27 protein-coding genes are annotated in these 24,899 nt (G+C 72.5%); 15 read left to right on the top strand and 12 right to left on the bottom strand.

Annotated elements, in window-relative coordinates; all coding sequences use genetic code 11:
* Positions 1-2 precede the first annotated feature (2 nt).
* The 10 genes from ACFY4B_RS02320 (at position 3) to ACFY4B_RS02275 (ending at position 7,538) form a co-directional block, all read left to right on the top strand.
* Positions 3-926 (top strand): ribonuclease Z, encoded by a 924-nt coding sequence (locus ACFY4B_RS02320; protein ID WP_387966256.1) that lies wholly within the window; start codon positions 3-5, stop codon positions 924-926.
* A gap of 316 nt (positions 927-1,242) precedes the next feature.
* The gene (locus tag ACFY4B_RS02315; protein ID WP_079271808.1) at positions 1,243-2,277 is read left to right on the top strand and encodes a PhoH family protein; all 1,035 of its coding nucleotides are present in this window, start codon (positions 1,243-1,245) and stop codon (positions 2,275-2,277) included.
* A 14-nt stretch (positions 2,278-2,291) separates the two neighbouring features.
* Entirely contained in the window at positions 2,292-2,786 is a 495-nt protein-coding gene (ybeY, locus tag ACFY4B_RS02310; RefSeq protein WP_049651086.1) for an rRNA maturation RNase YbeY, read from the top strand.
* 19 nt (positions 2,787-2,805) lie between these two features.
* Positions 2,806-4,131: a hemolysin family protein gene (locus ACFY4B_RS02305; RefSeq protein WP_049651087.1), complete on the top strand. Its 1,326-nt coding sequence runs from the start codon at positions 2,806-2,808 to the stop codon at positions 4,129-4,131.
* Between the two features lie 33 nt (positions 4,132-4,164).
* A complete protein-coding gene (locus ACFY4B_RS02300) occupies positions 4,165-4,401 on the top strand; it encodes a hypothetical protein (protein WP_063780135.1) in 237 nt (78 codons plus the stop codon).
* Between the two features lie 38 nt (positions 4,402-4,439).
* Positions 4,440-4,991 carry a DUF4383 domain-containing protein gene (locus ACFY4B_RS02295; protein ID WP_049651089.1) on the top strand — a complete coding sequence of 184 codons (552 nt, stop codon included), beginning with the start codon at positions 4,440-4,442 and terminating at the stop codon, positions 4,989-4,991.
* A 28-nt stretch (positions 4,992-5,019) separates the two neighbouring features.
* Positions 5,020-5,373, top strand: a complete 354-nt coding sequence (locus ACFY4B_RS02290) for a cytidine deaminase (RefSeq protein ID WP_049651100.1) — start codon at positions 5,020-5,022, stop codon at positions 5,371-5,373.
* Between the two features lie 160 nt (positions 5,374-5,533).
* Positions 5,534-5,710 (top strand): hypothetical protein, encoded by a 177-nt coding sequence (locus tag ACFY4B_RS02285; RefSeq protein WP_158077653.1) that lies wholly within the window; start codon positions 5,534-5,536, stop codon positions 5,708-5,710.
* Between the two features lie 70 nt (positions 5,711-5,780).
* Positions 5,781-6,710 carry a GTPase Era gene (era, locus tag ACFY4B_RS02280; protein WP_049651090.1) on the top strand — a complete coding sequence of 310 codons (930 nt, stop codon included), beginning with the start codon at positions 5,781-5,783 and terminating at the stop codon, positions 6,708-6,710.
* Between the two features lie 123 nt (positions 6,711-6,833).
* A complete protein-coding gene (locus ACFY4B_RS02275; protein ID WP_387966255.1) occupies positions 6,834-7,538 on the top strand; it encodes an alpha/beta fold hydrolase in 705 nt (234 codons plus the stop codon).
* A 57-nt stretch (positions 7,539-7,595) separates the two neighbouring features.
* Here ACFY4B_RS02275 and ACFY4B_RS02270 read toward each other — a convergent pair whose 3' ends face one another.
* Both ACFY4B_RS02270 and ACFY4B_RS02265 read right to left on the bottom strand, forming a co-directional pair.
* Positions 7,596-7,862 (bottom strand): protealysin inhibitor emfourin, encoded by a 267-nt coding sequence (locus tag ACFY4B_RS02270; protein WP_049651101.1) that lies wholly within the window; start codon positions 7,860-7,862, stop codon positions 7,596-7,598.
* A 124-nt stretch (positions 7,863-7,986) separates the two neighbouring features.
* Positions 7,987-9,006: a M4 family metallopeptidase gene (locus ACFY4B_RS02265; RefSeq protein WP_387966254.1), complete on the bottom strand. Its 1,020-nt coding sequence runs from the start codon at positions 9,004-9,006 to the stop codon at positions 7,987-7,989.
* 342 nt (positions 9,007-9,348) lie between these two features.
* On the opposite strand from ACFY4B_RS02265, the gene leuA reads away from it, so the two are divergent.
* The 4 genes from leuA to ACFY4B_RS02245 all read left to right on the top strand — a co-directional run bounded on the left by leuA (position 9,349) and on the right by ACFY4B_RS02245 (position 13,888).
* Positions 9,349-11,145, top strand: a complete 1,797-nt coding sequence (gene leuA / locus ACFY4B_RS02260) for a 2-isopropylmalate synthase (RefSeq protein WP_375876395.1) — start codon at positions 9,349-9,351, stop codon at positions 11,143-11,145.
* Positions 11,146-11,384: 239 nt separating this feature from the next.
* Positions 11,385-12,080 carry a hypothetical protein gene (locus tag ACFY4B_RS02255; RefSeq protein ID WP_049651094.1) on the top strand — a complete coding sequence of 232 codons (696 nt, stop codon included), beginning with the start codon at positions 11,385-11,387 and terminating at the stop codon, positions 12,078-12,080.
* A 223-nt stretch (positions 12,081-12,303) separates the two neighbouring features.
* A complete protein-coding gene (recO, locus tag ACFY4B_RS02250) occupies positions 12,304-13,050 on the top strand; it encodes a DNA repair protein RecO (RefSeq protein ID WP_049651095.1) in 747 nt (248 codons plus the stop codon).
* 4 nt (positions 13,051-13,054) lie between these two features.
* Complete coding sequence (locus tag ACFY4B_RS02245) at positions 13,055-13,888, top strand: isoprenyl transferase (RefSeq protein ID WP_049651096.1); 834 nt, start codon at positions 13,055-13,057, stop codon at positions 13,886-13,888.
* A gap of 75 nt (positions 13,889-13,963) precedes the next feature.
* Here ACFY4B_RS02245 and ACFY4B_RS02240 read toward each other — a convergent pair whose 3' ends face one another.
* From ACFY4B_RS02240 to ACFY4B_RS02225, 4 genes are read right to left on the bottom strand one after another with little or no spacing between them, the layout of a single operon-like run.
* A complete protein-coding gene (locus ACFY4B_RS02240) occupies positions 13,964-14,374 on the bottom strand; it encodes a Fur family transcriptional regulator (protein WP_049651097.1) in 411 nt (136 codons plus the stop codon).
* 35 nt (positions 14,375-14,409) lie between these two features.
* Positions 14,410-15,339 (bottom strand): metal ABC transporter permease, encoded by a 930-nt coding sequence (locus tag ACFY4B_RS02235; protein ID WP_049651098.1) that lies wholly within the window; start codon positions 15,337-15,339, stop codon positions 14,410-14,412.
* Positions 15,336-16,100 carry a metal ABC transporter ATP-binding protein gene (locus ACFY4B_RS02230; protein WP_049651099.1) on the bottom strand — a complete coding sequence of 255 codons (765 nt, stop codon included), beginning with the start codon at positions 16,098-16,100 and terminating at the stop codon, positions 15,336-15,338. The genes ACFY4B_RS02235 and ACFY4B_RS02230 overlap by 4 nt, the downstream gene beginning before the upstream one ends.
* Before the next feature lie 14 nt (positions 16,101-16,114).
* Positions 16,115-17,206 (bottom strand): metal ABC transporter substrate-binding protein, encoded by a 1,092-nt coding sequence (locus tag ACFY4B_RS02225; protein WP_387966253.1) that lies wholly within the window; start codon positions 17,204-17,206, stop codon positions 16,115-16,117.
* A gap of 191 nt (positions 17,207-17,397) precedes the next feature.
* On the opposite strand from ACFY4B_RS02225, the gene ACFY4B_RS02220 reads away from it, so the two are divergent.
* Positions 17,398-18,780 (top strand): glycine--tRNA ligase, encoded by a 1,383-nt coding sequence (locus tag ACFY4B_RS02220; protein WP_030233601.1) that lies wholly within the window; start codon positions 17,398-17,400, stop codon positions 18,778-18,780.
* Positions 18,781-18,930: 150 nt separating this feature from the next.
* Here the strand turns inward: ACFY4B_RS02220 and ACFY4B_RS02215 are convergent, their stop codons facing one another.
* From ACFY4B_RS02215 to ACFY4B_RS02190, 6 genes are all read right to left on the bottom strand, one after another.
* Positions 18,931-20,100, bottom strand: a complete 1,170-nt coding sequence (locus ACFY4B_RS02215; protein WP_387966252.1) for a hypothetical protein — start codon at positions 20,098-20,100, stop codon at positions 18,931-18,933.
* A gap of 68 nt (positions 20,101-20,168) precedes the next feature.
* Positions 20,169-21,341, bottom strand: coding sequence for a hypothetical protein (locus tag ACFY4B_RS02210; protein ID WP_387966251.1), 1,173 nt, complete (start codon positions 21,339-21,341; stop codon positions 20,169-20,171).
* Positions 21,338-21,916: an NADAR family protein gene (locus ACFY4B_RS02205; protein WP_079271723.1), complete on the bottom strand. Its 579-nt coding sequence runs from the start codon at positions 21,914-21,916 to the stop codon at positions 21,338-21,340. Before ACFY4B_RS02205 ends, ACFY4B_RS02210 begins: the two co-directional genes overlap by 4 nt.
* 88 nt (positions 21,917-22,004) lie before the next feature.
* On the bottom strand, positions 22,005-23,114 hold the full coding sequence (locus ACFY4B_RS02200) for a threonine aldolase family protein (RefSeq protein ID WP_387966250.1): 1,110 nt from the start codon (positions 23,112-23,114) through the stop codon (positions 22,005-22,007).
* A 27-nt stretch (positions 23,115-23,141) separates the two neighbouring features.
* The gene (locus ACFY4B_RS02195; RefSeq protein ID WP_387966249.1) at positions 23,142-23,798 is read right to left on the bottom strand and encodes a hypothetical protein; all 657 of its coding nucleotides are present in this window, start codon (positions 23,796-23,798) and stop codon (positions 23,142-23,144) included.
* 91 nt (positions 23,799-23,889) lie between these two features.
* A complete protein-coding gene (locus tag ACFY4B_RS02190; protein WP_387966248.1) occupies positions 23,890-24,753 on the bottom strand; it encodes an alpha/beta fold hydrolase in 864 nt (287 codons plus the stop codon).
* Positions 24,754-24,899: the final 146 nt, after the last annotated feature.

Genomic DNA, 24,899 nt, shown 5'->3' with positions numbered 1-24,899 from the left:
AGGTGTCCCAGCGCGAACTCGTCGTCCTCGGCACCGCCAGCCAGGTGCCCACCCGGCACCGCAACCACAACGGCTACCTGCTGCGCTGGGACGGCGAGGGCCTGCTGTTCGACCCCGGCGAGGGCACCCAGCGCCAGATGCTGCACGCCGGGGTGACGGCCACCCAGATCACCAGGATCGCGGTCACCCACTTCCACGGGGACCACTGCCTGGGCCTCGCCGGGGTGATCCAGCGGATCAACCTCGACCGGGTCCCGCACCCGGTCGACGTCTACTTCCCGGCCTCCGGCGAGGTCTACTTCGAGCGGCTGCGGCACTCCACCGCCTACCACGAGACGGCCGTGCTGCGGCCCCGGCCGATCGACGAGCCCGGGCCGCTGCCGGCGCCCGGCGCCCGCTTCGCGCTGGACGCCGTCCGGCTGGACCACCCGGTGGAGTCCTTCGGCTACCGGCTCTCCGAGCCGGACGGCCGGCGGCTGGTGCCGGAGCGGCTGGCCGCCCTCGGCGTGCGCGGCCCGGCGGTGGGCCGGCTCCAGCACGAGGGCGCGATCGAGGCGGACGGCCGCACCGTCACCCTGGCCGAGGTCAGCGAGCCGCGGCCGGGCCAGAAGTTCGCCTTCGTGATGGACACCCGGCTGTGCGACGGCGTGTACGCGCTCGCCGAGGGCGCCGACCTGCTGGTCGTCGAGGCGACCTTCACCGACGCCGACGCCCGGCTCGCCGAGGAGCACGGCCACCTCACCGCCGGGCAGGCCGCCAAGGCCGCCGCCGAGGCCGGGGTGCGCACCCTGGTGCTGACCCACTTCTCCCAGCGCTACCCGGACCTCGGCCAGCACCTGGCCGACGCCCGCAAGCACTTCGACGGGGAGCTGGTGCTGGCCGCCGACCTCGACCGGGTGCCGGTGCCGGCCCGCCGCCCGTCGTGACCGGCCCGGGGAACCGGAGCGGCACGGGAGAGTCCCGGCAGTGTCCCCGGTGAAAAAAATGGGCTCGCGCCGGCCTGCGATCTGCCGGAGCATCGTCGGGTGCGGCCCCGCCGCCCGCCACGGCGATCACGCTCGCGGCGTACCCTGGTGCCCCGGAGACACCCAGCGGCACCCGAGACCACGGATGGGATGAGGCAGGCCCCAGCGCCGACCTATGAGTGACACATCGCAGACCCGTACCAACGGACAGTCGCGCCCCGAAACGACCGACGACGGCCGTGTGAGCGCCCGGATCGTGATCCCCGAGAAGCACCCGATGGTCACCCTGCTCGGCACCGCGGACTCGCTGCTGCGCGTGATCGAGCAGGGCTTCCCCGCCGCGGACATCCACGTCCGCGGCAACGAGGTGACCGCCACCGGGGACCGGGCCGAGGTCGCCCTCGTGCAACGGCTCTTCACCGAGATGATGCTGGTGCTGCGCACCGGCCAGCCGCTGACGGAGGACTCCGTGGAGCGCTCCATCGCCATGATCCGCAGCCAGGACCCGGACAGCCCGGCGCCGTCGCAGGTGTTCACCGCGAACATCCTGTCCAACCGGGGCCGGACGATCCGCCCGAAGACCCTCAACCAGCAGCGCTACGTCGACGCGATCGACAAGCACACGATCGTCTTCGGCCTCGGCCCGGCGGGCACCGGCAAGACCTACCTGGCGATGGCCAAGGCCGTCCAGGCCCTCCAGGCCAAGGAGGTCAACCGGATCATCCTGACCCGCCCGGCGGTCGAGGCGGGGGAGCGGCTGGGCTTCCTGCCCGGCACCCTCTACGAGAAGATCGACCCGTACCTGCGCCCGCTGTACGACGCGCTGCACGACATGATGGACCCGGACTCCATCCCGCGCCTGATGGCGGCCGGCACCATCGAGGTCGCCCCGCTCGCGTACATGCGCGGCCGCACCCTCAACGACGCCTTCATCATCCTCGACGAGGCCCAGAACACCTCGCCCGAGCAGATGAAGATGTTCCTCACCCGCCTCGGGTTCAACTCCCGGGTGGTGGTCACCGGCGACACCAGCCAGATCGACCTCCCGGGCGGCACCCGCAGCGGTCTCAAGGTCGTCCAGGACATCCTGGCCGACGTGCCCGACATCCACTTCTCCGTCCTCACCAGCACCGACGTGGTCCGCCACAAGCTGGTCGGCCGGATCGTGGACGCCTACGAGCGCTGGGACGCCCGCCAGGAGGCGGAGGAGGCCGCCCCGGCGGCCCGCAAGCCCGCCCAGCGGCGCCCCGGCAAGGCCACGGCGCCCCGCGCACCCCGCGCACCCCGCCAGTCCCATCGCACCGAAAGCTGAGCACACAGCCCGTCATGTCGATCGACATCGCCAACGAGTCCGGTTGGGAGGCCGACGAGGAAGCCATCCTCGACGTCGCCCGCTTCGCACTGGACAAGATGCGGATCCACCCGCAGTCCGAACTGTCCGTGATCCTGGTGGACAGTGCGGCGATGGAGGAGCTGCACATCCAGTGGATGGACCTGCCCGGCCCGACCGACGTGATGTCGTTCCCGATGGACGAGCTGCGTCCCGGCAAGGAGGGCGACGAGCTGCCGCAGGGCCTGCTCGGCGACATCGTGCTCTGCCCCGAGGTCGCCGAGCAGCAGGGCCTGGCGGCCCCCTCCAAGCACTCGATGGACGAGGAGCTGCAACTGCTCACCGTGCACGGCGTGCTGCACGTCCTCGGCTACGACCACGAGGAGCCGGAGGAAGAGGAGGAGATGTTCGCCCTCCAGAAGCGCATCCTGGACGACTGGCGGACGGGCCGGGGCCTCGGCGGCATCTCCCCGGCCCCCACCACCCACTGAGCGCGGAGCCCGAACCCCTGTGAGTGGTGAGAGTACGAGCTTCATCCTCGGTGCCGTGCTGCTGGTCGTGCTCGGCTGGCTGGCCGCGTGCGCCGAGGCGGGCATCTCCCGGGTCTCCCGGTTCCGGGCGGAGGAGGCGGTGCGCAGCGGTCGGCGCGGCTCCGCGCGGCTGCTGACCGTCGCCTCCGACCCGATCCGCTACCTCAACCTGGCCACCCTGATCCGGGTGGCCAGCGAGATGGCGGCGGCCGTCCTGGTCACCGTGGTGTGCGTGCGCAACGTGACGCCCACCTGGCAGGCCGTCCTGCTGGCGTTCGGCGTGATGGTGCTGGTGTCCTTCGTCGCGGTGGGGGTCTCGCCGCGCACGATCGGGCGCCAGCACCCGCTCACCACCGCGACGGCGGCCTCCTTCGTGCTGCTGCCGCTGGCCGCGGTGCTGGGCCCGATCCCGCGGCTGCTGATCCTGCTCGGCAACGCGCTGACCCCGGGCAAGGGCTACCGGGAGGGTCCGTTCGCCTCGGAGGCGGAGCTGCGGGCCCTGGTGGACCTCGCCGAGAAGGACGACCTGATCGAGGACGAGGAGCGCCGGATGGTGCACTCGGTCTTCGAGCTGGGCGACACCATCGTGCGCGAGGTGATGGTGCCGCGCACCGACCTGGTGATGATCGAGCGGCACAAGACCGTCCGGCAGGCGCTGACCCTGGCGCTGCGCTCGGGCTTCTCGCGGATCCCGGTGGTCGGCGACAACGAGGACGACGTGGTCGGCATCGTCTACCTCAAGGACCTGGTGCGGCGCACCCACATCAACCGGGAGGCGGAGTCCGAGGAGGTCGGCGCGGTGATACGGCCGGCCGTCTTCGTCCCGGACTCCAAGCCGGCCGGCGACCTGCTGCGCGAGATGCAGCAGCGCCGTTCGCACGTGGCGATCGTGATCGACGAGTACGGCGGCACGGCCGGCCTGGTCACCATCGAGGACGTCCTGGAGGAGATCGTCGGCGAGATCACCGACGAGTACGACCGGGAGATCGCCCCGGTGGAGGACCTCGGGGACGGCTCGTACCGGATCACCGCCCGGCTGCTGGTGGAGGACCTGGGCGAGCTGTTCGGCATCGAGCTGGAGGACGAGGACGTCGAGACCGTCGGCGGCCTGCTGGCCAAGCACCTGGGCCGGGTGCCGATCCCCGGCTCCTCCTGCGAGATCCCGCTGCCCGACCCGGTGGAGGGCGGCCTGTCCGGCATCCTGCTGACCGCCGAGTCCTCGGCGGGCCGCCGCAACCGGATCGGCTCGATGGTCGCCGCCCCCGTCCGCCGCACCGAGGACGCCGAGGAGCCGGCGGGCGAGTAGCGGGTGGGCGGTCGCCGAGCGACCATGGAGGGCATGACGCACAAACTTCGCGCGGAGTACGGCCCGCAGGGGGCGGCCGGCGGAGTCAAGTCCTGGCACGTGGTGCGGGACGAGGACCTGTCGGTGGCGCTCTGCGGCCGGACCATGTCCGACGACGCCGAGACGCGGCCCGAGGAGGAGTGGGGCACCGGGTTGCGCTGCTGCCAGCAGTGCGGCTCGCTCTACATGCACGAGGTGCCGCACATGCAGGGGAGCCACCCCTACAGCTAGGCACCCGGCTGGACCATGGCCGAGCTCTGGAGGTCGCCATGAAGCTGCAAGACGAACTGCCCACCGTCGACCGTCGGCTCGCCATGGTGTGGCGGGTCGGGGCGGGGCTCGGGGGGGTCTTCCTGATCGTGTTCGGGTGTCTGGGGCTGGCCGGCGAGCCCGGCTTCCTGGCCACCCACGGCGACCGGATCGCCGGGCTGTCGACCAACGGGGCGCTGAGCATCCTGTCCATCGTGGCGGGCGCGGTCCTGGTGCTGGGGGCGGTGGTCGGCGGGAACTTCGCGTCCAACCTCAACATGGCGGTGGGCGTGCTGTTCGTCCTGTCGGGCTTCTACGGCCTGACGGTGCTCGGGCGGCCGGACGCCAACATCCTCAACTTCCGGATGTCGAACGTGCTGTTCGCGTTCATCTTCGGCATCGTCCTGACGACCTTCGGCATGTACGGCCGGGTGAGCGGCCACCTGCCGCACGACAACCCGTACTGGCGGCAGCGGATCGAGCGTGAGGAGGCTCGGCCGAGCGGGGCCGCGAAGACCTTCGTCAAGGTCCTCAAGCCGAACCCGGGGCCCACCCACCCGGTCGGCCACTGAACGGCGCCGGGTGCCTATGCTCGGCGGCATGAGTGACATCGTCGAGCTCGACCCCGAAGACAAGAAGATCATCACCCTGGCCCGCTCGGTCCGCGCCCGCAACGGCGTGGCCGAGGGGGCCGCGGTGCGTGACGAGACCGGGCGCACCTACGTGGCCGGGACGGTCGCGCTGGAGTCGCTGCGGCTGAGCGCCCTGCAGACGGCGGTGGCGATGGCGGTGGCCAGCGGCGCCCGGTCGCTGGAGGCGGCGGCCGTGGTGAGCGAGGCGGAGCAGCCGGCCGAGACGGACCTGGCGGCCGTACGGGACCTGGGCGGGGCCGGGACGCCCGTGCTGCTGGCCGGGCCGGACGGGACGCTGCGGGTGTCCGCCGAGGCGCGCTGAGGCCCGTCGAGGGGCCCGTACGGGGCCGCCGGGGGCCGTTGGCGGGCCTTCGGCGGCCCCGCCGTGTGCCCCGTACGGCGCTGTCGGACGGCATGGTCTTGGAGCCCAGGCCTTGCAGATAATCTCACCGGGGGAGTGGACTCGGTGAGGGGACTGGGGCATGGGGGCGGTGGCGTTCTTCGCCGGGCTGGTGCTGTTCGTGATGGGGCTGGGCAAGTGGCAGGAGACCGGGTCCGAGCTCTGGCTGTACGGCTCGCTGGGCTTCCTGCTGGTGCTGGTGGTGGTCTCGCTGATCCCCACCTCCGGCAAGGGCGGGAAGGCCGGGAAGAAGGGCTGAGCGCGCCCCGGACACCCCCGCGGGGTGGGCCCGGACGGCGGGGCTCCGGTGATCAGGGAGAATGGAGCCCATGAATGCCCCTTCCTCCTCGTACCGCTCCGGGTTCGCGTGCTTCGTCGGCCGGCCCAACGCGGGCAAGTCGACCCTGACCAACGCCCTGGTGGGGACGAAGGTCGCGATCACCTCCGATCGCCCGCAGACCACCCGGCACACCGTGCGCGGCATCGTGCACCGCCCGGACGCCCAGCTCGTGCTGGTCGACACCCCCGGTCTGCACAAGCCGCGCACCCTGCTCGGCGAGCGCCTCAACGACCTGGTCCGCACCACCTGGGCCGAGGTCGACGTGATCGGCTTCTGCCTGCCCGCCGACCAGAAGATCGGCCCCGGCGACAAGTTCATCGCCAAGGAGATCGCCGGGATCAAGAAGACCCCGAAGGTCGCCATCGTCACCAAGACCGACCTGGTCGACTCCAAGCGCCTGGCCGAGCAGCTCATCGCCATTCACCAGCTCGGCATCGAGCTGGGCTTCGAGTGGGCCGAGATCATCCCGGTCTCCGCCGTCGGCGACAAGCAGGTCGAGCTGGTCGCCGACCTGCTCACCAAGCTGCTGCCGGAGGGCGACCAGCTCTACCCGGCGGGCGACCTCACCGACGAGCCCGAGCAGATCATGGTCGCCGAGCTGATCCGCGAGGCCGCGCTGGAGGGCGTGCGCGACGAACTGCCGCACTCGCTGGCCGTGGTGGTCGAGGAGATGCTCCCGCGCGAGGGCCGCCCGGCGGACCGCCCGCTGCTGGACATCCACGCCAACGTCTACATCGAGCGGCAGAGCCAGAAGGCGATCGTGATCGGCGCCAAGGGCGCGCGGCTCAAGCACGTCGGCACCACCGCCCGCAAGCACATCGAGGCGCTGCTCGGCACGCCGGTCTACCTGGACCTGCACGTCAAGGTCGCCAAGGACTGGCAGCGCGACCCCAAGCAGCTGCGCAAGCTCGGCTTCTGAACCCGGGCTCCCGACGAGGGAGTTCGGGCCGCCGGGAGGCCTGGGGCCCGTTCGGACGTTGTGCGTCCGGGCGGGCCTTCGCCGTGGTCCGGCCGTACGCGACGTCAGAAGGGTTACACCGCGATGGAGTTGCACACCCGGGAGTGGGGCAGCGGGGACCGGCTGGCCGTGCTGGTGCACGGCATCATGTCCGACCACCGCACCTGGCGGCTGGTCGGCCCGGCCCTGGCGGGGAGGGGCTACCGGGTGCTCGCCGTGGACCTGCGCGGGCACGGCGCCAGCCAGCGCGGCACCGGCGCCACCGCGCTGGAGCGCTACCCCCTGGCGGCGTACGCCGAGGACCTGCTGGAGAGCCTGCCGGCCGGCGTCGAGCTCGCGATCGGCCACTCGCTGGGCGGGATCGTCCTGGCGGACGCGGTCGAGCGGCTGAAGCCGGCCCGCGCGGTGTACGTCGACCCGGCCTGGCGGTTCGTCCAGACCGGGATGGACCCGCGGGTGATGGCGCAGCTGCGGCACCTCACCCGGGAGCAGGTCGTGGCGCTCAGCCCGACCTGGGAACCGGCCGACGTGGACGACGAGATCGCCGCCGCGGCCGCCTGGGACGAGGACTCGGCGCTGGCCCTGGCCGACCAGCGCTCGGACCTGCCGGCCCGGCCGGCGGTGCCCTCGCTGGTGGTCCTGGCCGACGGCAGCATGCTGGTGGACGCGGCGAGCGCCGAGGAGCTGAGCGCCCGCGGCTTCGAGGTGCGCACCGTCCCCGGCACGGGCCACACCGTCCACCGGGACGACCCGGCCGGTTTCCTGGCGGCGCTCGACGGCTGGCTCTGACCCCGGGGGCCGCCGCCCGACAGGCCCCATAAGGCCCCGACCGCGGGCTCCCTGGTGCTACGCGCCCTCGCGCAGCACCAGGGAGACCAGCTCGCGCTGCGAGTCGGTGAGCTTCGGGTCGGCGCAGTACACCGACCGGCCGTCGACGGTGATCTCGTAGTGGAAGCCGTCCGGCACCCCGTACGAGGGCGCGCGCAGCCCGCCCGCGACGGCCTCGCGGGCGAGTGCGTGCACGTGCGGGGCGTCCGTGCGGTCGGCGGTGTCGATCTCCGCCTGGCGGACGATCCCCGCGAAGCCGCCGGTCCGGGTCACCTGGATACGCATGGTGTCCATGGTGCTACCCGGGGAGGGGGTTTGCCGGGCTTTTCCCGGACCGTGACCTTAAGCCCGCCTCAACCCGGTCTCAACCACCCTTCAGGCGTACTCCCGGGGTCGTCCGCGGCCCCGCTCACCCCGGGCTGACCCCGACCTGCGCCCAGGAGGCCGTGACGGTGTCCACGACCGACCTGTCGTCGGGGTAGCGGGCCCTGGCGGCGGCCACGGTGGCCCGGGCGAAGGCGGTGAAGTCGGCGTCGGCGGGCAGCGTGCGCCCGGTCAGCGCGTCGTACCAGATCCGCCCCGCGCGCTCCCAGGCCGAGCCGCCGAGCGCGGTGGCCAGCAGGTAGAACGCGTGGTTGGGGATGCCGGAGTTGATGTGCACCCCGCCGTTGTCCTGGGAGGTGTCCACGTAGTCCCGCATGTGCGCGGGCTGCGGGTCCTTGCCGAGCCGCGGGTCGTCGTAGGCGGTGCCGGGCGCCTTCATCGAGCGCAGCGCCACGCCCTGGACGCCCGGGGCGAGCAGTCCGGCGCCGATCAGCCAGTCGGCGTCGGTGGCGGCCTGGCGCAGCGCGTACTGCTTGACCAGCGAGCCGAAGACGTCGGAGACCGACTCGTTGAGCGCGCCGGGCTGGTCCTGGTAGTCCAGTCCGGCGGTGAACTGGGTGACGCCGTGGGTGAGTTCGTGGCCGATGACGTCGACGCAGGCGGTGAAGTCGCCGAACACCACGTTGTCGCCGTCGCCGAACACCATCTGGTGGCCGTTCCAGAAGGCGTTGTCGTAGTCGCGGCCGTAGTGGACGCTGGCGTCCAGCCGCAGGTCGCGGTCGTCGATCGAGTGCCGGCCGAAGACGTCGGCGTAGAGCGCGAAGGTGGCGCCGAGGCCGTCGTAGGCGTGGTTGACGGAGCTGTCGGAGGAGGCCGCGCGGCCCTCGGTGCGCACGGAGCGGCCGGGCAGCCGCTGGCCGTGGCCGGCGTCGTAGACGACCCGGTTGAGACCGGGGACGGCGACGGGCGGGGTTGGGGAGAGGCGGGCCGCGCGGTGCGCCGCGTCGAGGGCCAGGGAGTGGACGGCGGGTTCGTGGCCGGCCTCGGCGAGGCGGTCCAGGACGAACGGCGGGACGATCGTGCAGAACGGTGCTGCTGCGGTCATGTTGCCCAGGGTGAGGCTTCGATGACCGATTGTCACCACCTCCGGCACGACCGGTCGGCGTCTCAAGGAGTGGAACGGTGGCCCGGATCACTTCGGGGGCGCGCGGTGCTGGGTTACGCTGGGCCCATCATGCGCAACGGGCTGCTTCTTCTTAGCTGCCGCGTCGAGGGCCTGTAGTCCACTGGGGCCGGCACCCTCGCCGCGGGGAACGTGCTGTGCGCGCAATCGGCGATCCAAGGGTGTATCGCGAGCGGCAGCAGAGGCCGGCCAGTCGGTGTTGACCAGGTGTTGACCACCCCCGACCCGCCCGCACCACGCATCACAGGAAGCCGAGTCACCTCCATGACCGAGCAGAACTCCGCCGCGTCCGTCCCCGCCGGCCGCCCCTTCGTCGACCGCCCCACCCCGATCACCGCCGCCTCGGTGCGCCAGCAGCCCTCGGGCATGCGGCACGGGCGCTACCTGCCGTTCGGCACCGTCGACCTGCCGGACCGCACCTGGCCGGAGAAGGTGATCACCAAGGCGCCGCGCTGGCTGTCCACCGACCTGCGGGACGGCAACCAGGCGTTGATCGACCCGATGTCGCCGGCCCGCAAGCGCAAGATGTTCGACCTGCTGGTGGCCATGGGCTACAAGGAGATCGAGGTCGGCTTCCCCGCCTCCGGGGCCACCGACCACGCCTTCGTACGGTCGCTGATCGAGGAGGGGGCGATCCCCGAGGACGTCACCGTCTCGGTGCTGACCCAGGCCCGCGAGGACCTGATCGAGAAGACCGTGGAGGCGCTGGTCGGCGCCCCGCGGGCGACCGTCCACCTGTACGCCGCGACCGCGCCGCTGTTCCGCCGGGTGGTGTTCCGCAACGACCGGGCGGCCACCAAGGCGATCGCCACCGAGGGCACCCGGCTGGTGATGGAGTACGCGGAGAAGCTGCTGGGCGACGACACCGTCTTCGGCTACCAGTACTCGCCGGAGATCTTCGTCGACACCGAGCTGGACTTCGCGCTGGAGGTCTGCGAGGGCGTCATGGACGTCTGGCAGCCGGGCGAGGGCCGCGAGATCATCCTGAACCTGCCCGCCACCGTCGAGCGGGCCACCCCGAACGTCCAGGCCGACCAGTTCGAGTGGATGTCGCGCCACCTGTCCCGCCGCGAGTTCGTCTGCCTGTCGGTGCACCCGCACAACGACCGCGGCACCGCCGTCGCCTCCGCCGAGCTGGCCTACATGGCGGGCGCGGACCGGATCGAGGGCTGCCTGTTCGGGCAGGGCGAGCGGACCGGCAACGTCGACCTGGTGACGCTGGGGATGAACCTGTTCTCGCAGGGCATCGACCCGCAGATCGACTTCTCCGACATCGACGAGGTGCGCCGCACCGCCGAGTACTGCAACCAGATGGAGGTGCACCCGCGCCACCCGTACGCCGGCGACCTGGTGTACACCTCCTTCTCGGGCTCCCACCAGGACGCCATCAAGAAGGGCTTCGACGCCCTGGAGGCGGACGCGAAGGCGGCCGGGGTGCCGCTGGAGGAGCACACCTGGGGCGTGCCGTACCTGCCGATCGACCCGAAGGACGTCGGCCGCACCTACGAGGCGGTCATCCGGGTCAACAGCCAGTCCGGCAAGGGCGGCGTGGCGTACGTGCTGAAGAACGACCACAAGCTGGACCTGCCGCGCCGGATGCAGATCGAGTTCTCCCGGATCATCCAGGCCAAGACCGACGCCGAGGGCGGCGAGGTCAGCCCGGCCGAGATCTGGCGGGTCTTCGAGGACGAGTACCTGCCGACCACCGGCAACCCGTGGGGCCGGATCTCGCTGAGCGGTTCGCGCACCCTGACCACCGAGGACGGCCGGGACGCGCTGACCGCCGAGGCCCGGGTGGACGGCGTCCCGGTGACCCTGACCGGTACCGGCAACGGCCCGGTCTCGGCCTTCGCCGACGCGCTGGCCCGGATCGGCGTGGACGTACGCGTCCTGGACTACGCCGAGCACGCGCTGAGCGAGGGCGGCGACGCCCAGGCCGCCGCGTACGTGGAGTGCGCGGTGGACGGCAAGGTGCTGTGGGGCGTGGGCATCGACGGCAACACCGTGCTGGCCTCGCTGAAGGCCATGATCAGCGCCGTCAACCGCTCGCAGCGCGGCTAATTCGAACGGGTGGTATGCGAAGGGCCGCCCCACGGGGCGGCCCTTCGTCGTCCCCGCCCCGGATTGTGGCCTGCGCCACATTTTTTCGAATCGGAAGCCGTTCGAGGTACTGACACGTGCCGGTAACCGTGGCAACATCGATCCACCGGAAAGCCGGGTCGGTGGGACGGCCTCGGTGTCCGGTCGCGTGACCTGCCCATAGTCGAGCAGGCCGCCTGCCATGTCTGGGGAGTGGCGCCGTGACCAGGTTGTGGGGTGTTCGCCCGCGGTGGCGGACTGACGTTCTCGGTGACTTCTTCTGCCCGGGCTGCGGCGGGGACCGCAACTACCGCCGGCAGCACGGCCGGCGGTGGCTGCGGTTGCTGGGGACCCCGGTGGTCCCGCTCGGGCCGGTGCTCGGCAGCGTGCAGTGCACCAGCTGCCACGGCCGGTACGGCGTCGAGAGCCTGGAGCAGCCCACCTGCGTGCGCCTCGGCGCGATGCTGCGGGACGCCCAGTACACCATCGCGCTGGCCATGCTCGCGGCCGGCGGCACCGCCCACCGGGCGGCCCGCGAGGCGGCCTGCGCGGCGGTCCGCGAGGCCGGGTTCGAGGACTGCGGCGAGGCCCAGGTGCTGGCCGCGCTCGCCGCGCTCTCCGGGCTCGGCGGCGAGCTCTACCACGCCCACGACCTGGAGGCGCCCCCCGGCCGGGGGCTGGCGGAGGCCGGCGGCCTGGCCGTCGAACTGCACGCCGTGGTCGAACCGCTCACCCCGCACCTGGCCCACTCCGGCCGCGAGCGGCTGCTGCTGCAGGGCGCGGCGATCGCGCTGGCGGACGGCCGCTACCTGCCGCAGGAGCGCGAGGCGCTGGCCGCGGTCGGGCGCTGCCTGGACCTGCCGCGGTCCCGGGTCGGGGCGCTGCTGGAGGCGGCGACCCGGACGCCGTACCAGTAGCGACCGCCTCTCCGTACCGTCCACCTCCGAAGATCCGCGGACCACCTCAGACCACCTCGGAATCCCCCACAACGGGCCTGGCCTCCCCACCCCGGGCCCGCCGTGACCCGCACCGCCGTGGTCTCCCCCACGACCGCCGGTGCGGGCAACACGGCTGTCCGGAGCCCGGTGCGGGCGGGCGGGGCCGTCCGGAGCCGGGGGCGGGTGGGGGAGAATGGTCCCCATGAGTCTTTTCCGGGACGACGGCGTCGTGCTGCGGGCGCAGAAGCTCGGCGAGGCCGATCGGATCATCACCCTGCTGACCCGCCAGCACGGCAAGGTGCGGGCGGTCGCGCGCGGGGTGCGGAAGACCAAGTCCAAGTTCGGCGCCCGGCTGGAGCCGTTCTCGCACGTGGACGTGCAGTTCTTCAGCCGGGGGAGTGAGCTGTTCGGCCGCGGATTGCCGCTCTGCACCCAGGTGGAGACGATCGCCCCGTACGGCGGCTCGATCGTCACCGACTACGGCCGCTACACGGCCGGCACCGCGATGCTGGAGACGGCCGAGCGGTTCGCCGAGAACGAGGGCGAACCGGCCGTCCAGCAGTACCTGCTGCTGGTCGGCGGGCTGCGCACGCTGGCGGCCGGGGTGCACGAGTCGCACCTGGTGCTGGACGCCTTCCTGCTGCGCTCGCTCGCGGTGAACGGGTACGGCGCGAGCTTCACCGACTGCGCCAAATGCGGCCTGGAGGGGCCGAACCGTTTCTTCTCCCTCCCCGCGGGCGGGGTGCTCTGCGGCGACTGCCGAGTGCCCGGATGTGCCGTACCCTCCCCTGAGACACTGGTACTGCTCGGGGCGCTGCTGTCAGGGGACTGGCAGACGGCCGACGCCTGCGAGCCGCGGTACTGGCGGGAGGGCAGCGGCCTGGTCGCGGCCTATCTGCAGTGGCACCTGGAGCGGGGCATCCGCTCGATGAGATACGTGGAGAAGTGAGCACATGGCAGCGCGACGGCTCTTCGGCGGCGGCAAGCAGAGGACGTACGTCCCCCCGACCCCCCACCCCAGCGGCGCACAGCCCCCGAAGATCCCCGGCGAGCTGGTCCCCGACCACGTCGCCATCGTGATGGACGGCAACGGCCGTTGGGCCAAGGAGCGCGGACTGCCCCGCACCGAGGGCCACAAGGTCGGCGAGTCCGTGGTGCTGGACGTCCTCAAGGGCGCGATCGAGCTCGGGGTCAGGAACATCTCGCTGTACGCGTTCTCCACCGAGAACTGGAAGCGCTCGCCCGACGAGGTGAAGTTCCTGATGAACTTCAACCGGGACGTCATCCGCCGCCGCCGCGACGAGATGGACGCGATGGGCGTGCGGATCCGCTGGGCCGGCCGGATGCCCAAGCTGTGGAAGAGCGTCGTCCAGGAGCTCCAGGTCGCCGAGGAGCAGACCAAGGACAACGACGCCGTCACGCTCTACATGTGCGTCAACTACGGCGGCCGGGCCGAACTCGCCGACGCGGCGCAGGCGCTCGCCCTGGACGTCGCGGCCGGGAAGCTCGACCCGAAGAAGGTCAGCGAGAAGACCCTCGCCAAGTACATGTACCACCCGGACATGCCGGACGTGGACCTGTTCCTGCGCCCCAGCGGGGAGCAGCGCACCTCCAACTTCCTGCTCTGGCAGTCGGCTTACGCCGAGTTCGTGTTCCAGGACGTGCTCTGGCCGGACTTCGACCGCCGCGACCTGTGGCGCGCCTGCGAGCAGTACGCGATGCGCGACCGGCGCTTCGGCGGGGCGATCCCGAACGAGGTCGGCGCGCCGGTGCCGTCCCCGCGCTGACGGGCGCATACGACGGAGGGGACCTACCGGGATCTGCCCGGTGGGTCCCCTTCGCCGTACGCGCGCGGACGAGCCTCAGACCTTCTTGGCGCACTCCGCGCAGGTCCCGAAGATCTCCAGGGTGTGCGCGATGTCGCTGAAGCCGTGCTCGGCGGCGACCGAGTTGGCCCAGCGCTCCACCGCGGGACCCTCCACCTCGACGGTCGCGCCGCAGTGCCGGCAGACCAGGTGGTGGTGGTGCCCGCTGCTGCAGCGGCGGTAGACCGCCTCGCCGTCGGCGGTGCGCAGCACGTCCACCTCGCCGGCGTCCGCGAGCGACTGGAGCGTGCGGTAGACCGTGGTCAGACCGACGGAGTCCCCGCGGTGCTTGAGCAGGTCGTGGAGCTCCTGCGCGCTGCGGAAGTCCGCGATCTCGTCCAGGGCCGCCGAGACGGCGGCTCGCTGCCGGGTCGAGCGGGCGCGCGGCGACGGGCCTGCGGTGGTCACCGTGGGTCCTCCTGGGGTCGTGGGCGTCTCGCACATCATTGTGCCAGCCCCGCCCGCCCCTCAGGTGTGGTCGTGCCGGACGGTTCGCCGGAGGCCTGTTCCGGCAGTTCGACGTCGCACACCTTCGGCCCGTGTTCGCCGGTGCCGCGGTGGCGCCGCCGGGCGAGCGGCGCGGCGAGCAGGCTGAACACCGCGAAGACCGCGATGGCGAGCAGCACGATGGCCGGGCCGGAGGGCACGTCCAGGTGGTAGGAGCCGGTGACGCCGGCCAGCGAGACGACCACGCCGAGCGCGATCGAGGCGGCCTGGGTGGCGGCGAAGGACCGGGTGAGCTGCTGGGCGGCGACCACCGGGACCACCATCAGCGCGCTGACCAGCAGCAGCCCGACGACGCGCATGGCGACCGTGACGGTGACCGCGGCCATCACCGCGAGCAGCAGGTTGAGGGTGCGCACCGGCACACCGGTGACCCGGGCGAAGTCCTCGTCCTGGCAGATCGCGAAGAGCTGGCGGCGCAGGCCCACGGTGACCGCGACGACCACCGCGCCGAGCACCGCGATGGTGGCCAGGTCGGCGGGGGCGACGGTGAGGATCGAGCCCCACAGGTAGCTCTCCAGCGAGCCGGCCCCGGCCTGGGCGGACATCGAGACCAGCAGCTTGCCGCAGGCCATGCCGCCGTAGAAGAGCATCGCGAGGGCGATGTCGCCGCGCTGGTTGCCGCGCGAGCGGACCAGCTCCATGGTGACGGCGCCGAGCACGCAGACCAGCACGGCCATCCAGACCGGGCTGGTCTGGAAGATGAAGCCGAGGCCGACGCCGGTCATCGCGACGTGGCCCATGCCGTCGCCCATCAGCGCCTGGCGGCGCTGCACCAGGTAGATGCCGACGGCCGGGGCGGTGATCCCGACCAGGACGGCGGCGAGCAGGGCCCGCTGCATGAAGTCGTAGGAGAGCATCTCGGTCATGCCAGCAGCCTCGGCGGGGTCAGGTCGGCGTGCGGGTGGACGTGGTCGTGGCCGGGCAGCGCGTGCAGCCCGGTGTTGGGCACGGGCGGGCCGTCGTGGGCGACGCAGCCGTCCCGCAGCACCACGGCGCGGTCGATCAGCGGCTCCAGCGGCCCGAGTTCGTGCAGCACGAGGAGGACGGAGGCGCCGCGGCCGACCTCGGCGCGCAGGGTGTCCGCGAGCACCTGCTGGCTGGCGGCGTCCACGCCGGCCATCGGCTCGTCCATGATCAGCAGGTCGGGGGTGCCGACCAGGGCGCGGGCGATCAGCACCCGCTGCTGCTGGCCGCCGGACAGGTCGGCCACGCCGTCCCCGGCGCGCTCCAGCATGCCGACGGCGGCCAGCGCGCGGTCCACCGCCTCGCGGTCCCGGCGGCGGAAGGGCAGCAGCCGGTGCTGCGGCAGCCGTCCGGTGGAGACCACCTCGCGGACGGTGGCGGGGACGCCGGAGGCGGCGGTGGTGCGCTGCGGGACGTACCCGATCCGGTGCCAGGCGCGGAAGGAGCCGTACGGGGTGCCGAACAGCTCCAGGGTGCCCCGCTCCAGCGGGACGGAGCCGATCACGGCCTTGACGGTGGTCGACTTGCCGGAGCCGTTGGCGCCCAGCAGGGCGACGACCTCGCCGGGGCGGACGGTGAGGTCGACGCCGCGCAGCACCGGCCGGCCGCCGCGCGAGGCGACGGCGTCACGGAGGCGGACGGCCGGGGGTATCGGGTCGGTCATGGTGCTCGGTCCCGTCAGTTCGCGGGGGCGGGGGTGGTGGCGTCGGCCGTGGCGGGCGCGGTCGGGGCGGTGCCGGTGGTGCCGGCGGTGCCAGCAGCTCCGGCGGTTCCGGCCGGGGCGCCGAGGGCGGCCTGGAGGTTGGCCAGGTTCTGCTTCATGACGGTCAGGTAGTCGTCCTTGGCGGGGTCCTTGACGCCCTCCAGCGGGTCCAGGACGGCGGTCTTGAGGCCGAGGTCCTTGGCGACGGTGTCGGCGAGCTTGGGGCTGACCAGGGTCTCGAAGAAGACGGTGGTGACGCCGTTGTCCTTGGCGGCCTTCTGCACCGCGGCGAGGCGGGCCGGGGTGGGCTCGGACTCCGGGTCGACGCCGTTGATGGCGACCTGGGTGAGGCCGTAGTGCTCGGCGAGGTAGCCGAAGGCGGCGTGGCTGGTGACGAAGGTCCGGGTCCCGGCGTCCTTCAGCCCGTCCCGGAACTCCTGGTCGAGCGCGGTGAGCTTGCCGACCAGCTCGTCGGTGTTCTTCCGGTAGTCCTCGGCGTGCGCCGGGTCGGCCTTGGCGAACTCGTCGCCGACGCTCTTGGCGATCGCCGCGTAGCGGGTCGGGTCGAGCCAGATGTGCGGGTCGCCGGCCGTGTCCTCGTGCTTGTGGCCGTCGGCCCCGTGGGCCCCGTCGGCGCCGCCCCCGGCCTCGGTGCCCTCGTCGAGGTGGTGGTCGACCAGCGGGCTGGCGGCGGTGGCGTCGATCTTGTGCTTGCTGGACGACTGCGCGACGGCCTGGTCGACGGTGGGCTGGAGGCCCTTGAGGTAGATGATCGCGTCGGCCTTCTGGACCGTGCCGACCTGCTTGGCGGTGAGCTCCAGGTCGTGCGGCTCGACGCCGGCGGCGGTCAGGTCGGTGACCGCGACGTGCTCCTTGCCGATCTGCTGGGCCAGGAACTCCATCGGGTAGAAGGACGCGACGACCTTCAGCCGGCCGCCGCCGCTGTCGGCGCTGCTGCTGCCTCCGCAGGCGGTGAGGGCGAGGGAGGCGGCGAGCGCGGTGGTGCCGAGGGCTATGGAGCGGCGGGTGCGGCGGGAGAGTCCGAGTCGAGGCAGTCCGATCATCATGACAATCATTCTCATCTCACATGGAAATGATTGTCAAATCACTCGGACGGGTGAACGAGAGGTGACGGAGGGTGGGAGCGGCCGGACGATACCGATTTGAATCACGTACCCGTATGGCCGGTAACCTGAGGTATTCGGGTACGCGCAACCAGCCGTGCCCTGACCGTGCCGTACGTACTGAAGAGAGCACTGTGGCCGCCGACAAGATCGACACGATCGTCAGCCTGAGCAAGCGCCGTGGCTTCGTCTACCCCTGCAGCGAGATCTACGGCGGCACGCGTGCCGCCTGGGACTACGGGCCGCTGGGCGTCGAGCTCAAGGAGAACATCAAGCGCCAGTGGTGGCGCGCGATGGTGCAGGCCCGCGAGGACGTCGTCGGACTCGACTCGTCGGTGATCCTCGCCCGCGAGGTCTGGGAGGCCTCCGGCCACGTCGCCACCTTCAACGACCCGCTGACCGAGTGCCTCTCCTGCCACAAGCGCCACCGGGCCGACCACCTGGAGGAGAAGTACGAGGCCAAGCACGGCTTCCCGCCGCCGAACGGCCTCAAGGACGTCAACTGCCCCGACTGCGGCACCAAGGGCCAGTTCACCGAGCCCAAGGACTTCTCGGGCATGCTGAAGACCCACCTCGGCGTCACCGAGGAGGCGAGCGGCCTGGCGTTCCTGCGCCCCGAGACCGCCCAGGGCATCTTCACCAACTTCAAGGCCGTCCAGACCACTTCGCGCAAGAAGCCGCCGTTCGGCATCGCCCAGACCGGCAAGAGCTTCCGCAACGAGATCACCCCCGGCAACTTCATCTTCCGGACCCGCGAGTTCGAGCAGATGGAGATGGAGTTCTTCGTCAAGCCGGGCGAGGACGAGCAGTGGCACGAGTACTGGCTCCAGCAGCGCTGGGACTGGTACGTCGGCCTCGGCCTGCGCACCGAGAACATGCGCTTCTTCGAGCACCCGAAGGAGAAGCTCTCCCACTACGCCAAGCGCACGGTGGACATCGAGTACCGCTTCAACTTCGGCGGTAGCGAGTTCTCCGAGCTGGAGGGCGTCGCCAACCGCACCGACTACGACCTCCGGGTGCACAGCGAGGCCTCCGGCCAGGACCTGAAGTACTTCGACCAGGAGTCCGGCGAGCGGTACTTCCCGTACGTCATCGAGCCGGCGGCGGGCCTCAACCGCGCCATGCTGGCCTTCCTGATCGACGCCTACTTCGAGGACGAGGCGCCGAACGCCAAGGGCGTCATGGAGAAGCGCGTCGGCATGCGGCTCGACCCGCGCCTGGCCCCGGTCAAGGTCGCCGTCCTGCCGCTGTCGCGCAACGCCGACCTGTCCCCGAAGGCCCGCGGCCTCGCCGCCGACCTGCGCACCGCGTGGAACGTCGAGTTCGACGACGCCGGCGCCATCGGCAAGCGCTACCGCCGCCAGGACGAGATCGGCACGCCGTTCTGCGTCACGGTCGACTTCGACACCCTCGAGGACAACGCGGTGACCGTCCGCGACCGCGACACCATGTCGCAGGAGCGCGTGTCGCTGGACCAGGTCAAGGCGTACCTGGGCGCGCGGCTGATCGGCTGCTAGCAGCGGGTGGCCGAGCTTTGCTCGGGGAGCCCTCGTCCGCCCTGGTGGGGCGGGCGGGGGCTCCTTGCTGTTCGGGGGGCTTCGGATCCCTTGGTGTGCCTCCTGCGCTTGCCTGCGGCCCTGTCCTCGGGCCGCCTGCCGGTGCGGCCGCTACCGGCGTCCCCAGCGGGAGCGCGGGGCCGCGGGCGGGCGGGTCGGCAGGCCGGCGGTGCGCAGGGCGGCGAGGGTGGTGCGGTGGCGGGCCTCGTCGGCGAGCAGCGCGGCCAGCAGCTGCGCGTACAGCTCGGAGTTGCCCGCGCCGTCCAGGGCGGTGGCCAGCCCGACCACCTCGGCGGGCGGGCGCAGGACGGCCAGTTCGCCCAGCAGGAGGGTGGCGAGTGCGGGCGGCAGTCCGGTCGCGAGGGCGGCGAGGTCGGCGGTGGAGCGGCCGGCGGCCTGGCGCAGCAGCGTCCGGACGTCGTCGGCGCGGCCGTGCTGCTGGAGGCAGGCGGCCAGGGAGGTCAGCTCGGGCATCGGCGCCGACCCCCACTCCCAGAGCAGGGTCGCGCTGTCGGCGGCCAGTCCGGCCTGGTCCAGTGCGGAGAGCAGGCCGGGCACGGAGGCGGCCGGGTAGCCCCAGAAGGCGTGGAACACCTCGGCCGCCTCCTCGGCCAGGCCCAGTTCGCGCAGCTCGGCGAGCACGGCGACGGAGTGGTCGGGCGCGGTCCGGGCGATGCTGCGGGCGAGGTGGAGCGAGCCGCCGGTCGGGCCGTACCGGGCCAGCATGCCGACCAGCAGCGCGGCGTCGGCGGAGGTGAGGCGGGCGGCGGCCGTGTCGATCACCTCGGTGGCCTCGGCGAGGGAGCCGGCCCGGTGGAGGGCGGTGATCCGCTCGGTGAGGGCGCCGAGGTCGGGGCGGACGGGCGGCGGCGGGGCCTGGTGCCGGGGTGGCTGGTGGTGCTGTCGCGGCGGTTGCGGGGCCTGCGGGGCCGGCTGTTGCTGTTGCTGCTGGGGGTGCTGGTGCTGCTGCTGCTGTGGCGGTGGCGGCTGGTGCCGGTGGCGGATCCGGCTCTCCAACGCCTCCAGCTGGTCGCTGAGTTGGAGGCAGCGGGCGCCCAGGCCCTCGCGCAGGGTCCGGGCCTGGGCGAGCTGGCGCAGCAGCTCCCCGTCCGGCCGCTGACGGCCCGGGGTGGCCCGGATCGCCTCGTTCAGGCGCCGTTCGCGTTGGCTCGCGTAGCGGCTCGCGCGGAGTAATTCGTCCAGCTCCGCGCGGAGTTCGGCGGCCTGCAGCTCGCCCTCCGGCTGCCCGCCCGCGGGTTGTTCCGTCGGCCGCATGCGCATGATCGCCCCAACCTGTCCATCCGGACCCTGACTGCGTGACATCTTGGCGACAGTATGTGGCTGGGGAGTTACGAGCGCACGACCAGTCGTGCCCGAGTGGTGTCAAGGAGCGCGCAGAGGGCGGTCGTTGCGAGAAGTGCGCCGGTCGCGCTCCGCAGGAGGGTCGCCTCGTAGTACGGGCCGGGCGCGAGGGCCGCGACGGCGTATCCGACCACCGCGCCCGCCAGGGCGGGCAGCAGGAGCCGCGGCGCGTCCCGGCGGGCCGCCACGCCGATCACCAGGAGCCCTGCCAGGGCGGCGAGTTCGGGCGTGCCGAAGGACTCCGCGTAGCGGATCGACAGGGCGGGGACGAGGAACAGCGCGAGCGCCCGACCGATCGTCCCCGCGAGGGTGGCGGTGTACGGGCCGGGTTGCGGGCGCGGGTGCGGGCCTCGGGGCGGGACGGTGCGGGTGGCGACGAGCACCGCCAACGCGGCCGCGGCGGAGGGGAGATGGTCGCCGAGCCGGGCGAGGTTGTAGAGCAGCGCGGTGTCGTACAGCACCAGCATCAGCTGGCCGTACGCCCACAGGTCGAGGGCGAAGCGGAACAGGCCGCGGGCGGGTTCGGGTTCGGGTACGGGCTTGGCCTCGGAGCCGGGCTCGGCTCCGGCTCCGGGGTCGGCTCCGGTTTCGCGTCGGGCCAGCCAGGCGATCAGGGGAGGGGTGAGGCAGGCCGCGAGCGTACGCAGGACGAGGTCGTCCACGGTGTACGGGTTCCGCAGGTCCCACTCCACCGCGCAGAACGCCACCGTGTACGAGGCGGCGGCCAGTGGGACCAGCGGCGAGCGGGCCAGCCGGACGTACAGCGCGCGGTCCAGCCGGCGGACGACGGCGACGAACGCCAGCAGTGCCAGCGGCAGTTCGAGGAACGCCTGGACCCGCAGGACGGACGGGGCGAGGAGCTCCGGGGCGGGGAAGCGGGCGGCGAGGGCGTCGAGGCGGGGCACGTCGAACCAGCCGGGCTGGAGGTAGCGGGTGATGAAGGAGACGTCGCCGTGGTGGACGCGGTTCACGTAGACCGCGACGAGCACCTGGTTGAGGTAGATCAGCGCGACGACGGCCGCCAGCACCGGCTCCGGCCCGTACGAGCGCCCGCGCCGCGCGGGCCCGGCCTCCCGCCGCAGCACCCTCGGCGCCAGGAACAGGGCGGCGGCGGCCGAGGCCGCGACCGTCCCGTCCAGCAGCGGAGCGATCCCGCTCATGCGGCCAGTCGCGCCCGCGCCTCCATCAGGGCGAAGCCGAGCAGGTTCAACCCGCGCCACTCGGCGGGCTGTTGGGCCCGGATGTCGTCGGCGGCGAGCCCGATGCCCCAGATCCGGTCCACCGGGCTGGCCTCGACCAGCACCCGGTCACCCGTGCCCAGCAGGTAGCTGCGCAGCGCCTCGTCCTGCCCGAACTTCGCGACGTTGCCCGCCACCACCAGCTCGAACCGGCCGTCCACCCAGGCCTTCTCGTCGAAGTCCTTGACCAGCCGCCCCAGCTTCTTCGCCTCGGCGGGCGTGCGGGCCGCCAGCACCTGCCGCACGATCTCCTCGTCACCGAACATCCGGGCCTTGCCGGCCATCATCCAGTGCTCGGCGGAGGCGTACGCGACCCCGTCGACGGTGAACTCGCCGGGCCACCACTGGCTCAGGCACTCCTGCCGGGTCCCGCCGCCCTTGCGCTCGGTGTGCCCCCAGAACATCACCCACTTCGGCCGCACCCCGTCGGCCATCGCCACGGCCAACTCCTCGCGGCTGCGGACGGTGGACAGGTCCCCCACGTGCATCTCGCTCATATCGTCAGTCTGACATGAAGGGGTGGGTGCCGCGAACCGTTTCGCGGTGAATCACCCTCGGGGTGGTGACCCGGCGAGACTTCCCCGGTCAGGCCTTGGCGGCCATGTCCAGGAAGCGCAGGCCGACCTCCGTCACCTCGTCCGCCGTCCATCCCAGGGCCGGTTCGCCGAGGCTGACTTCGGCCATGGCGAGGCCGGGGGCGGCGTCCTCCCAGTGGGAGACGAACCAGATGCCCTCCTCCTCCGCCAGTGCCAGGTGGGCGGCGTTGAGGGCCTCGGCCGGGTGGGGGAGCCAGAGTTGGTACTCGTGGGTGGGCGGCACCTCGGGGTACAGGCGGGCGCCGGGGAGGGCGGCCAGGGCCGGGGTGAGGGCGGTGGCGGCGTGGTGGATGTGGGCGGGGATGCGGGGCAGGGCGGTGTCCAGGCCGTGGAGGGCGGCGAGGGCGGCCGGCCACTGCTGGGAGAGCTGGCCGCCGTAGCGGTGGCGCCAGGTGCGGGCGTAGGCGGTGAGGGCCTTGTCGCCGGCGAGGGCGGCGCCGCTGATGCCGCCGAGGTCCTTGTAGTAGGACACGTAGACGCTGTCGGCGAGGGCGGCGATCTCGTCGAGCCCCTTGTCGAAGTGGACCGTGGTGTTCCAGAGCCGGGCGCCGTCGAAGTGCACCCGGGCGCCGGTCTCGCGGGCTGCGGCGACGAGGGCGGTCAGCTCGTCCCAGGTGGGGAGGAGGTAGCCGGGGTCGCGCAGCGGGAGTTCGACGACGAGGGTGCCGAAGGGCTCGCCGACCGCGTGGAGTTCCCCGGGGGTCGGCTGGCGCTGTTCGGCGGTGGGCCAGAGGCCGCGCAGGCCGGTGAGCTGGGTGTAGGCGTGCCGCTCGTGCCGCTCGATGTGGCTGAGCGGGTGCAGCGCCACGGCCGGGTTGCCGGTGCGTTCGGCGTGGTGGCGGAGGGCGACCTGCTGGGCCATCGTCCCGGTGGGGAAGAAGACCGCGTCCTCTTGTCCGAGCAGTGCGGCGGTCCGCTCCTCCAGCTGCCGCACCGGCCCGCCGCTGCCGTAGAAGTCGGGCAGGACGTCCAGATCGTCCAGGGCGGAGAGTTGGGCGAGGCGTTCGCGGATGCTGAGGACGCGGTCGGTGGAGAGGAAGCGCTCGCAGGTCATGCGGGCAGCGCGGCGCCGGTGGAACTCACTCTGGTCGTCGGTCATCCGGCGATTGTCAGCCCGGTGGCGCGGTCAGACCAACCGCTTTTCCCACCGCAGGGCGGGGTGTCCGGGTACCCACGCCGTCTGGGTGTCCGCCGTGACGCGGAGCCGGACGGCGGTGAGGTCGGGGCGCCCGGCCTCCTGCCAGGCGGCGAGGAGCTGCTCGATCTCGTCCCAGAGGGCGGGTCGGCCGCCCTGGTGGACCGTCCAGCCGTAGGTGTCGTCCTGGATCTGGGCGGAGGCGCCGGGGACGGAGAGGCAGTAGACCGACTCCAGGTCCTCGCCCGTCGTGACCCAGAACCACGCCTCGGGGAAGGCGAGTTGGACCAGGAAGGCGGGCGTCGGGTCGTTGAGGAGGGTGGGGGAGGTGTCGGTCGGACGCCCGGTGTCGTCGGCGCCGGACCAGCCGGGCAGGAACGGCGGGCGGGACGGGCGCGGGACGGCGGCCCGGCCGGTGACCCGGCCCTCGGCGGTGCCGTCGGGGAGCACGGTCAGCTCGACCCGGCCGGCGCCCTCCTGCCAGGTGCCGAGGACGGCCGAGACGGTGCCGCCGGGCCTGGTCTGCCGCACCCAGCTGTAGGGGACCAGGCGGACCGGGTCGGTGGCGCGGACCCCGTCGTACGGCGGGTGGGCGGCGGCGGTGGGGGAGCCGACCTCCAGGATGTTCCGCGGGCCGTCGGGGTTCATCGTCCTCCTCGGGGTGGGGCCGGAGCGGGTCGGGGCCGCGAGGCCGTCCGCCCACGCCGGGATCGACGCGGCGGACGGCCTCCGACTCCGGTCAGGACGCGGCGGGCAGCAGCGCGGCGATGTCCCCCAGGAGCCGGGCCGCCGGCGCCGGGTCGACCAGCCACTTCAGGTGGCTGCCGGGGAGCGTGTGGACGTCGAAGGGGTTCTCCGGGGTCAGCGCGTCGCCCTCGCGGATCATGCGGTCCTGCATGGCGAGCGGAATGCCGGCGTCCTCGGCCAGCCGGACGTACGACTTGGGGATCCGTCCCCAGGTGTCGGGCCGGGCCCGGTCGTCGGGGGTGCCGGTGTCGAGGTTCTCGTCGGGCTGGAAGGTATTGAGGAAGAGCATGAACTCGTCGTCCGTGCCGTCGGCGAGGAAGGACGCCTTGAAGGAGGCGAGGACGCCGGGGTCGGCGGTGCGGAAGTTGATGCGCAGCAGACCGAGTTCGGCCGGGTTCCCGACCAGCGCCGCCATCAGCCCCGCGGCGTCGGCCGTGGCCATCTCGGGCTCGGCGTAGTAGGCGTTGACGTCGAGGTCGACGGGGCACCAGGCGGAGACGTAGACGATGCGGTCGACCAGGTCGGGCCGCTGGTTGGCCGCGGCGGTGGCCGTCAGGCCGCCGCGGCTGTGGGAGACGAGGACGACGGGCCCGTTCCGCTTGGCCCGCTCCAGTATCCCGATGAGGTGCGCGACGTTGTCGGCGAGCGTGACGCCCTTGATGGCCCCGGGCGCGGTGGAGAGCCCTTCGAGGTCCTGCGGCGCCTGGTAGGCCCGGGGGTACGTCGCGGCGAAGCCGTGCCCCGGGAGGTCGACGGCGACGGAGCGGTGTCCGAGGAGGCCGAGTTCGGCCTGGAGCGGCGCGAAGGAGAAGGAGTTCGCGAAAGCCCCGTGGACCAGGACGAAGGTGGGTTGCATCTGTCTACTGCTCACTTTCCGTTCCCCTGCGGCGCACTGGGCCGGCTGCGGGGACTGCATCGTGCGTGGCAGGCGCCGGCGGTCACCTGCGGACGCGCGAGGGCGGCGTGCGAACGGCTGCCCACGGTCCGGTGATTCACCCTACT

Source organism: Kitasatospora sp. NPDC001261, assembly GCF_042896795.1.
Classification (GTDB): Bacteria; Actinomycetota; Actinomycetes; order Streptomycetales; family Streptomycetaceae; genus Kitasatospora.
The sequence above is the reverse complement of the archived record's forward strand: the minus strand, read 5'-3'. Positions and strand labels throughout refer to the sequence as shown.

What these genes read in the sequence shown, in the direction of transcription:
- ACFY4B_RS02315 (WP_079271808.1), top strand. Translation starts at nt 1,243, where the DNA reads ATGGTCACCCTGCTCGGCACCGCGGACTCGCTGCTGCGCGTGATCGAG.
- ybeY (WP_049651086.1), top strand. Translation starts at nt 2,292, where the DNA reads ATGTCGATCGACATCGCCAACGAGTCCGGTTGGGAGGCCGACGAGGAA.
- ACFY4B_RS02300 (WP_063780135.1), top strand. Translation starts at nt 4,165, where the DNA reads ATGACGCACAAACTTCGCGCGGAGTACGGCCCGCAGGGGGCGGCCGGC.
- ACFY4B_RS02295 (WP_049651089.1), top strand. Translation starts at nt 4,440, where the DNA reads ATGAAGCTGCAAGACGAACTGCCCACCGTCGACCGTCGGCTCGCCATG.
- ACFY4B_RS02290 (WP_049651100.1), top strand. Translation starts at nt 5,020, where the DNA reads ATGAGTGACATCGTCGAGCTCGACCCCGAAGACAAGAAGATCATCACC.
- ACFY4B_RS02285 (WP_158077653.1), top strand. Translation starts at nt 5,534, where the DNA reads ATGGGGGCGGTGGCGTTCTTCGCCGGGCTGGTGCTGTTCGTGATGGGG.
- era (WP_049651090.1), top strand. Translation starts at nt 5,781, where the DNA reads ATGAATGCCCCTTCCTCCTCGTACCGCTCCGGGTTCGCGTGCTTCGTC.
- ACFY4B_RS02275 (WP_387966255.1), top strand. Translation starts at nt 6,834, where the DNA reads ATGGAGTTGCACACCCGGGAGTGGGGCAGCGGGGACCGGCTGGCCGTG.
- ACFY4B_RS02270 (WP_049651101.1), bottom strand. Translation starts at nt 7,862, where the DNA reads ATGCGTATCCAGGTGACCCGGACCGGCGGCTTCGCGGGGATCGTCCGC.
- ACFY4B_RS02265 (WP_387966254.1), bottom strand. Translation starts at nt 9,006, where the DNA reads ATGACCGCAGCAGCACCGTTCTGCACGATCGTCCCGCCGTTCGTCCTG.
- leuA (WP_375876395.1), top strand. Translation starts at nt 9,349, where the DNA reads ATGACCGAGCAGAACTCCGCCGCGTCCGTCCCCGCCGGCCGCCCCTTC.
- recO (WP_049651095.1), top strand. Translation starts at nt 12,304, where the DNA reads ATGAGTCTTTTCCGGGACGACGGCGTCGTGCTGCGGGCGCAGAAGCTC.
- ACFY4B_RS02245 (WP_049651096.1), top strand. Translation starts at nt 13,055, where the DNA reads ATGGCAGCGCGACGGCTCTTCGGCGGCGGCAAGCAGAGGACGTACGTC.
- ACFY4B_RS02235 (WP_049651098.1), bottom strand. Translation starts at nt 15,339, where the DNA reads ATGACCGAGATGCTCTCCTACGACTTCATGCAGCGGGCCCTGCTCGCC.
- ACFY4B_RS02230 (WP_049651099.1), bottom strand. Translation starts at nt 16,100, where the DNA reads ATGACCGACCCGATACCCCCGGCCGTCCGCCTCCGTGACGCCGTCGCC.
- ACFY4B_RS02225 (WP_387966253.1), bottom strand. Translation starts at nt 17,206, where the DNA reads ATGATGATCGGACTGCCTCGACTCGGACTCTCCCGCCGCACCCGCCGC.
- ACFY4B_RS02215 (WP_387966252.1), bottom strand. Translation starts at nt 20,100, where the DNA reads ATGCGCATGCGGCCGACGGAACAACCCGCGGGCGGGCAGCCGGAGGGC.
- ACFY4B_RS02210 (WP_387966251.1), bottom strand. Translation starts at nt 21,341, where the DNA reads ATGAGCGGGATCGCTCCGCTGCTGGACGGGACGGTCGCGGCCTCGGCC.
- ACFY4B_RS02205 (WP_079271723.1), bottom strand. Translation starts at nt 21,916, where the DNA reads ATGAGCGAGATGCACGTGGGGGACCTGTCCACCGTCCGCAGCCGCGAG.
- ACFY4B_RS02200 (WP_387966250.1), bottom strand. Translation starts at nt 23,114, where the DNA reads ATGACCGACGACCAGAGTGAGTTCCACCGGCGCCGCGCTGCCCGCATG.
- ACFY4B_RS02195 (WP_387966249.1), bottom strand. Translation starts at nt 23,798, where the DNA reads ATGAACCCCGACGGCCCGCGGAACATCCTGGAGGTCGGCTCCCCCACC.
- ACFY4B_RS02190 (WP_387966248.1), bottom strand. Translation starts at nt 24,753, where the DNA reads ATGCAACCCACCTTCGTCCTGGTCCACGGGGCTTTCGCGAACTCCTTC.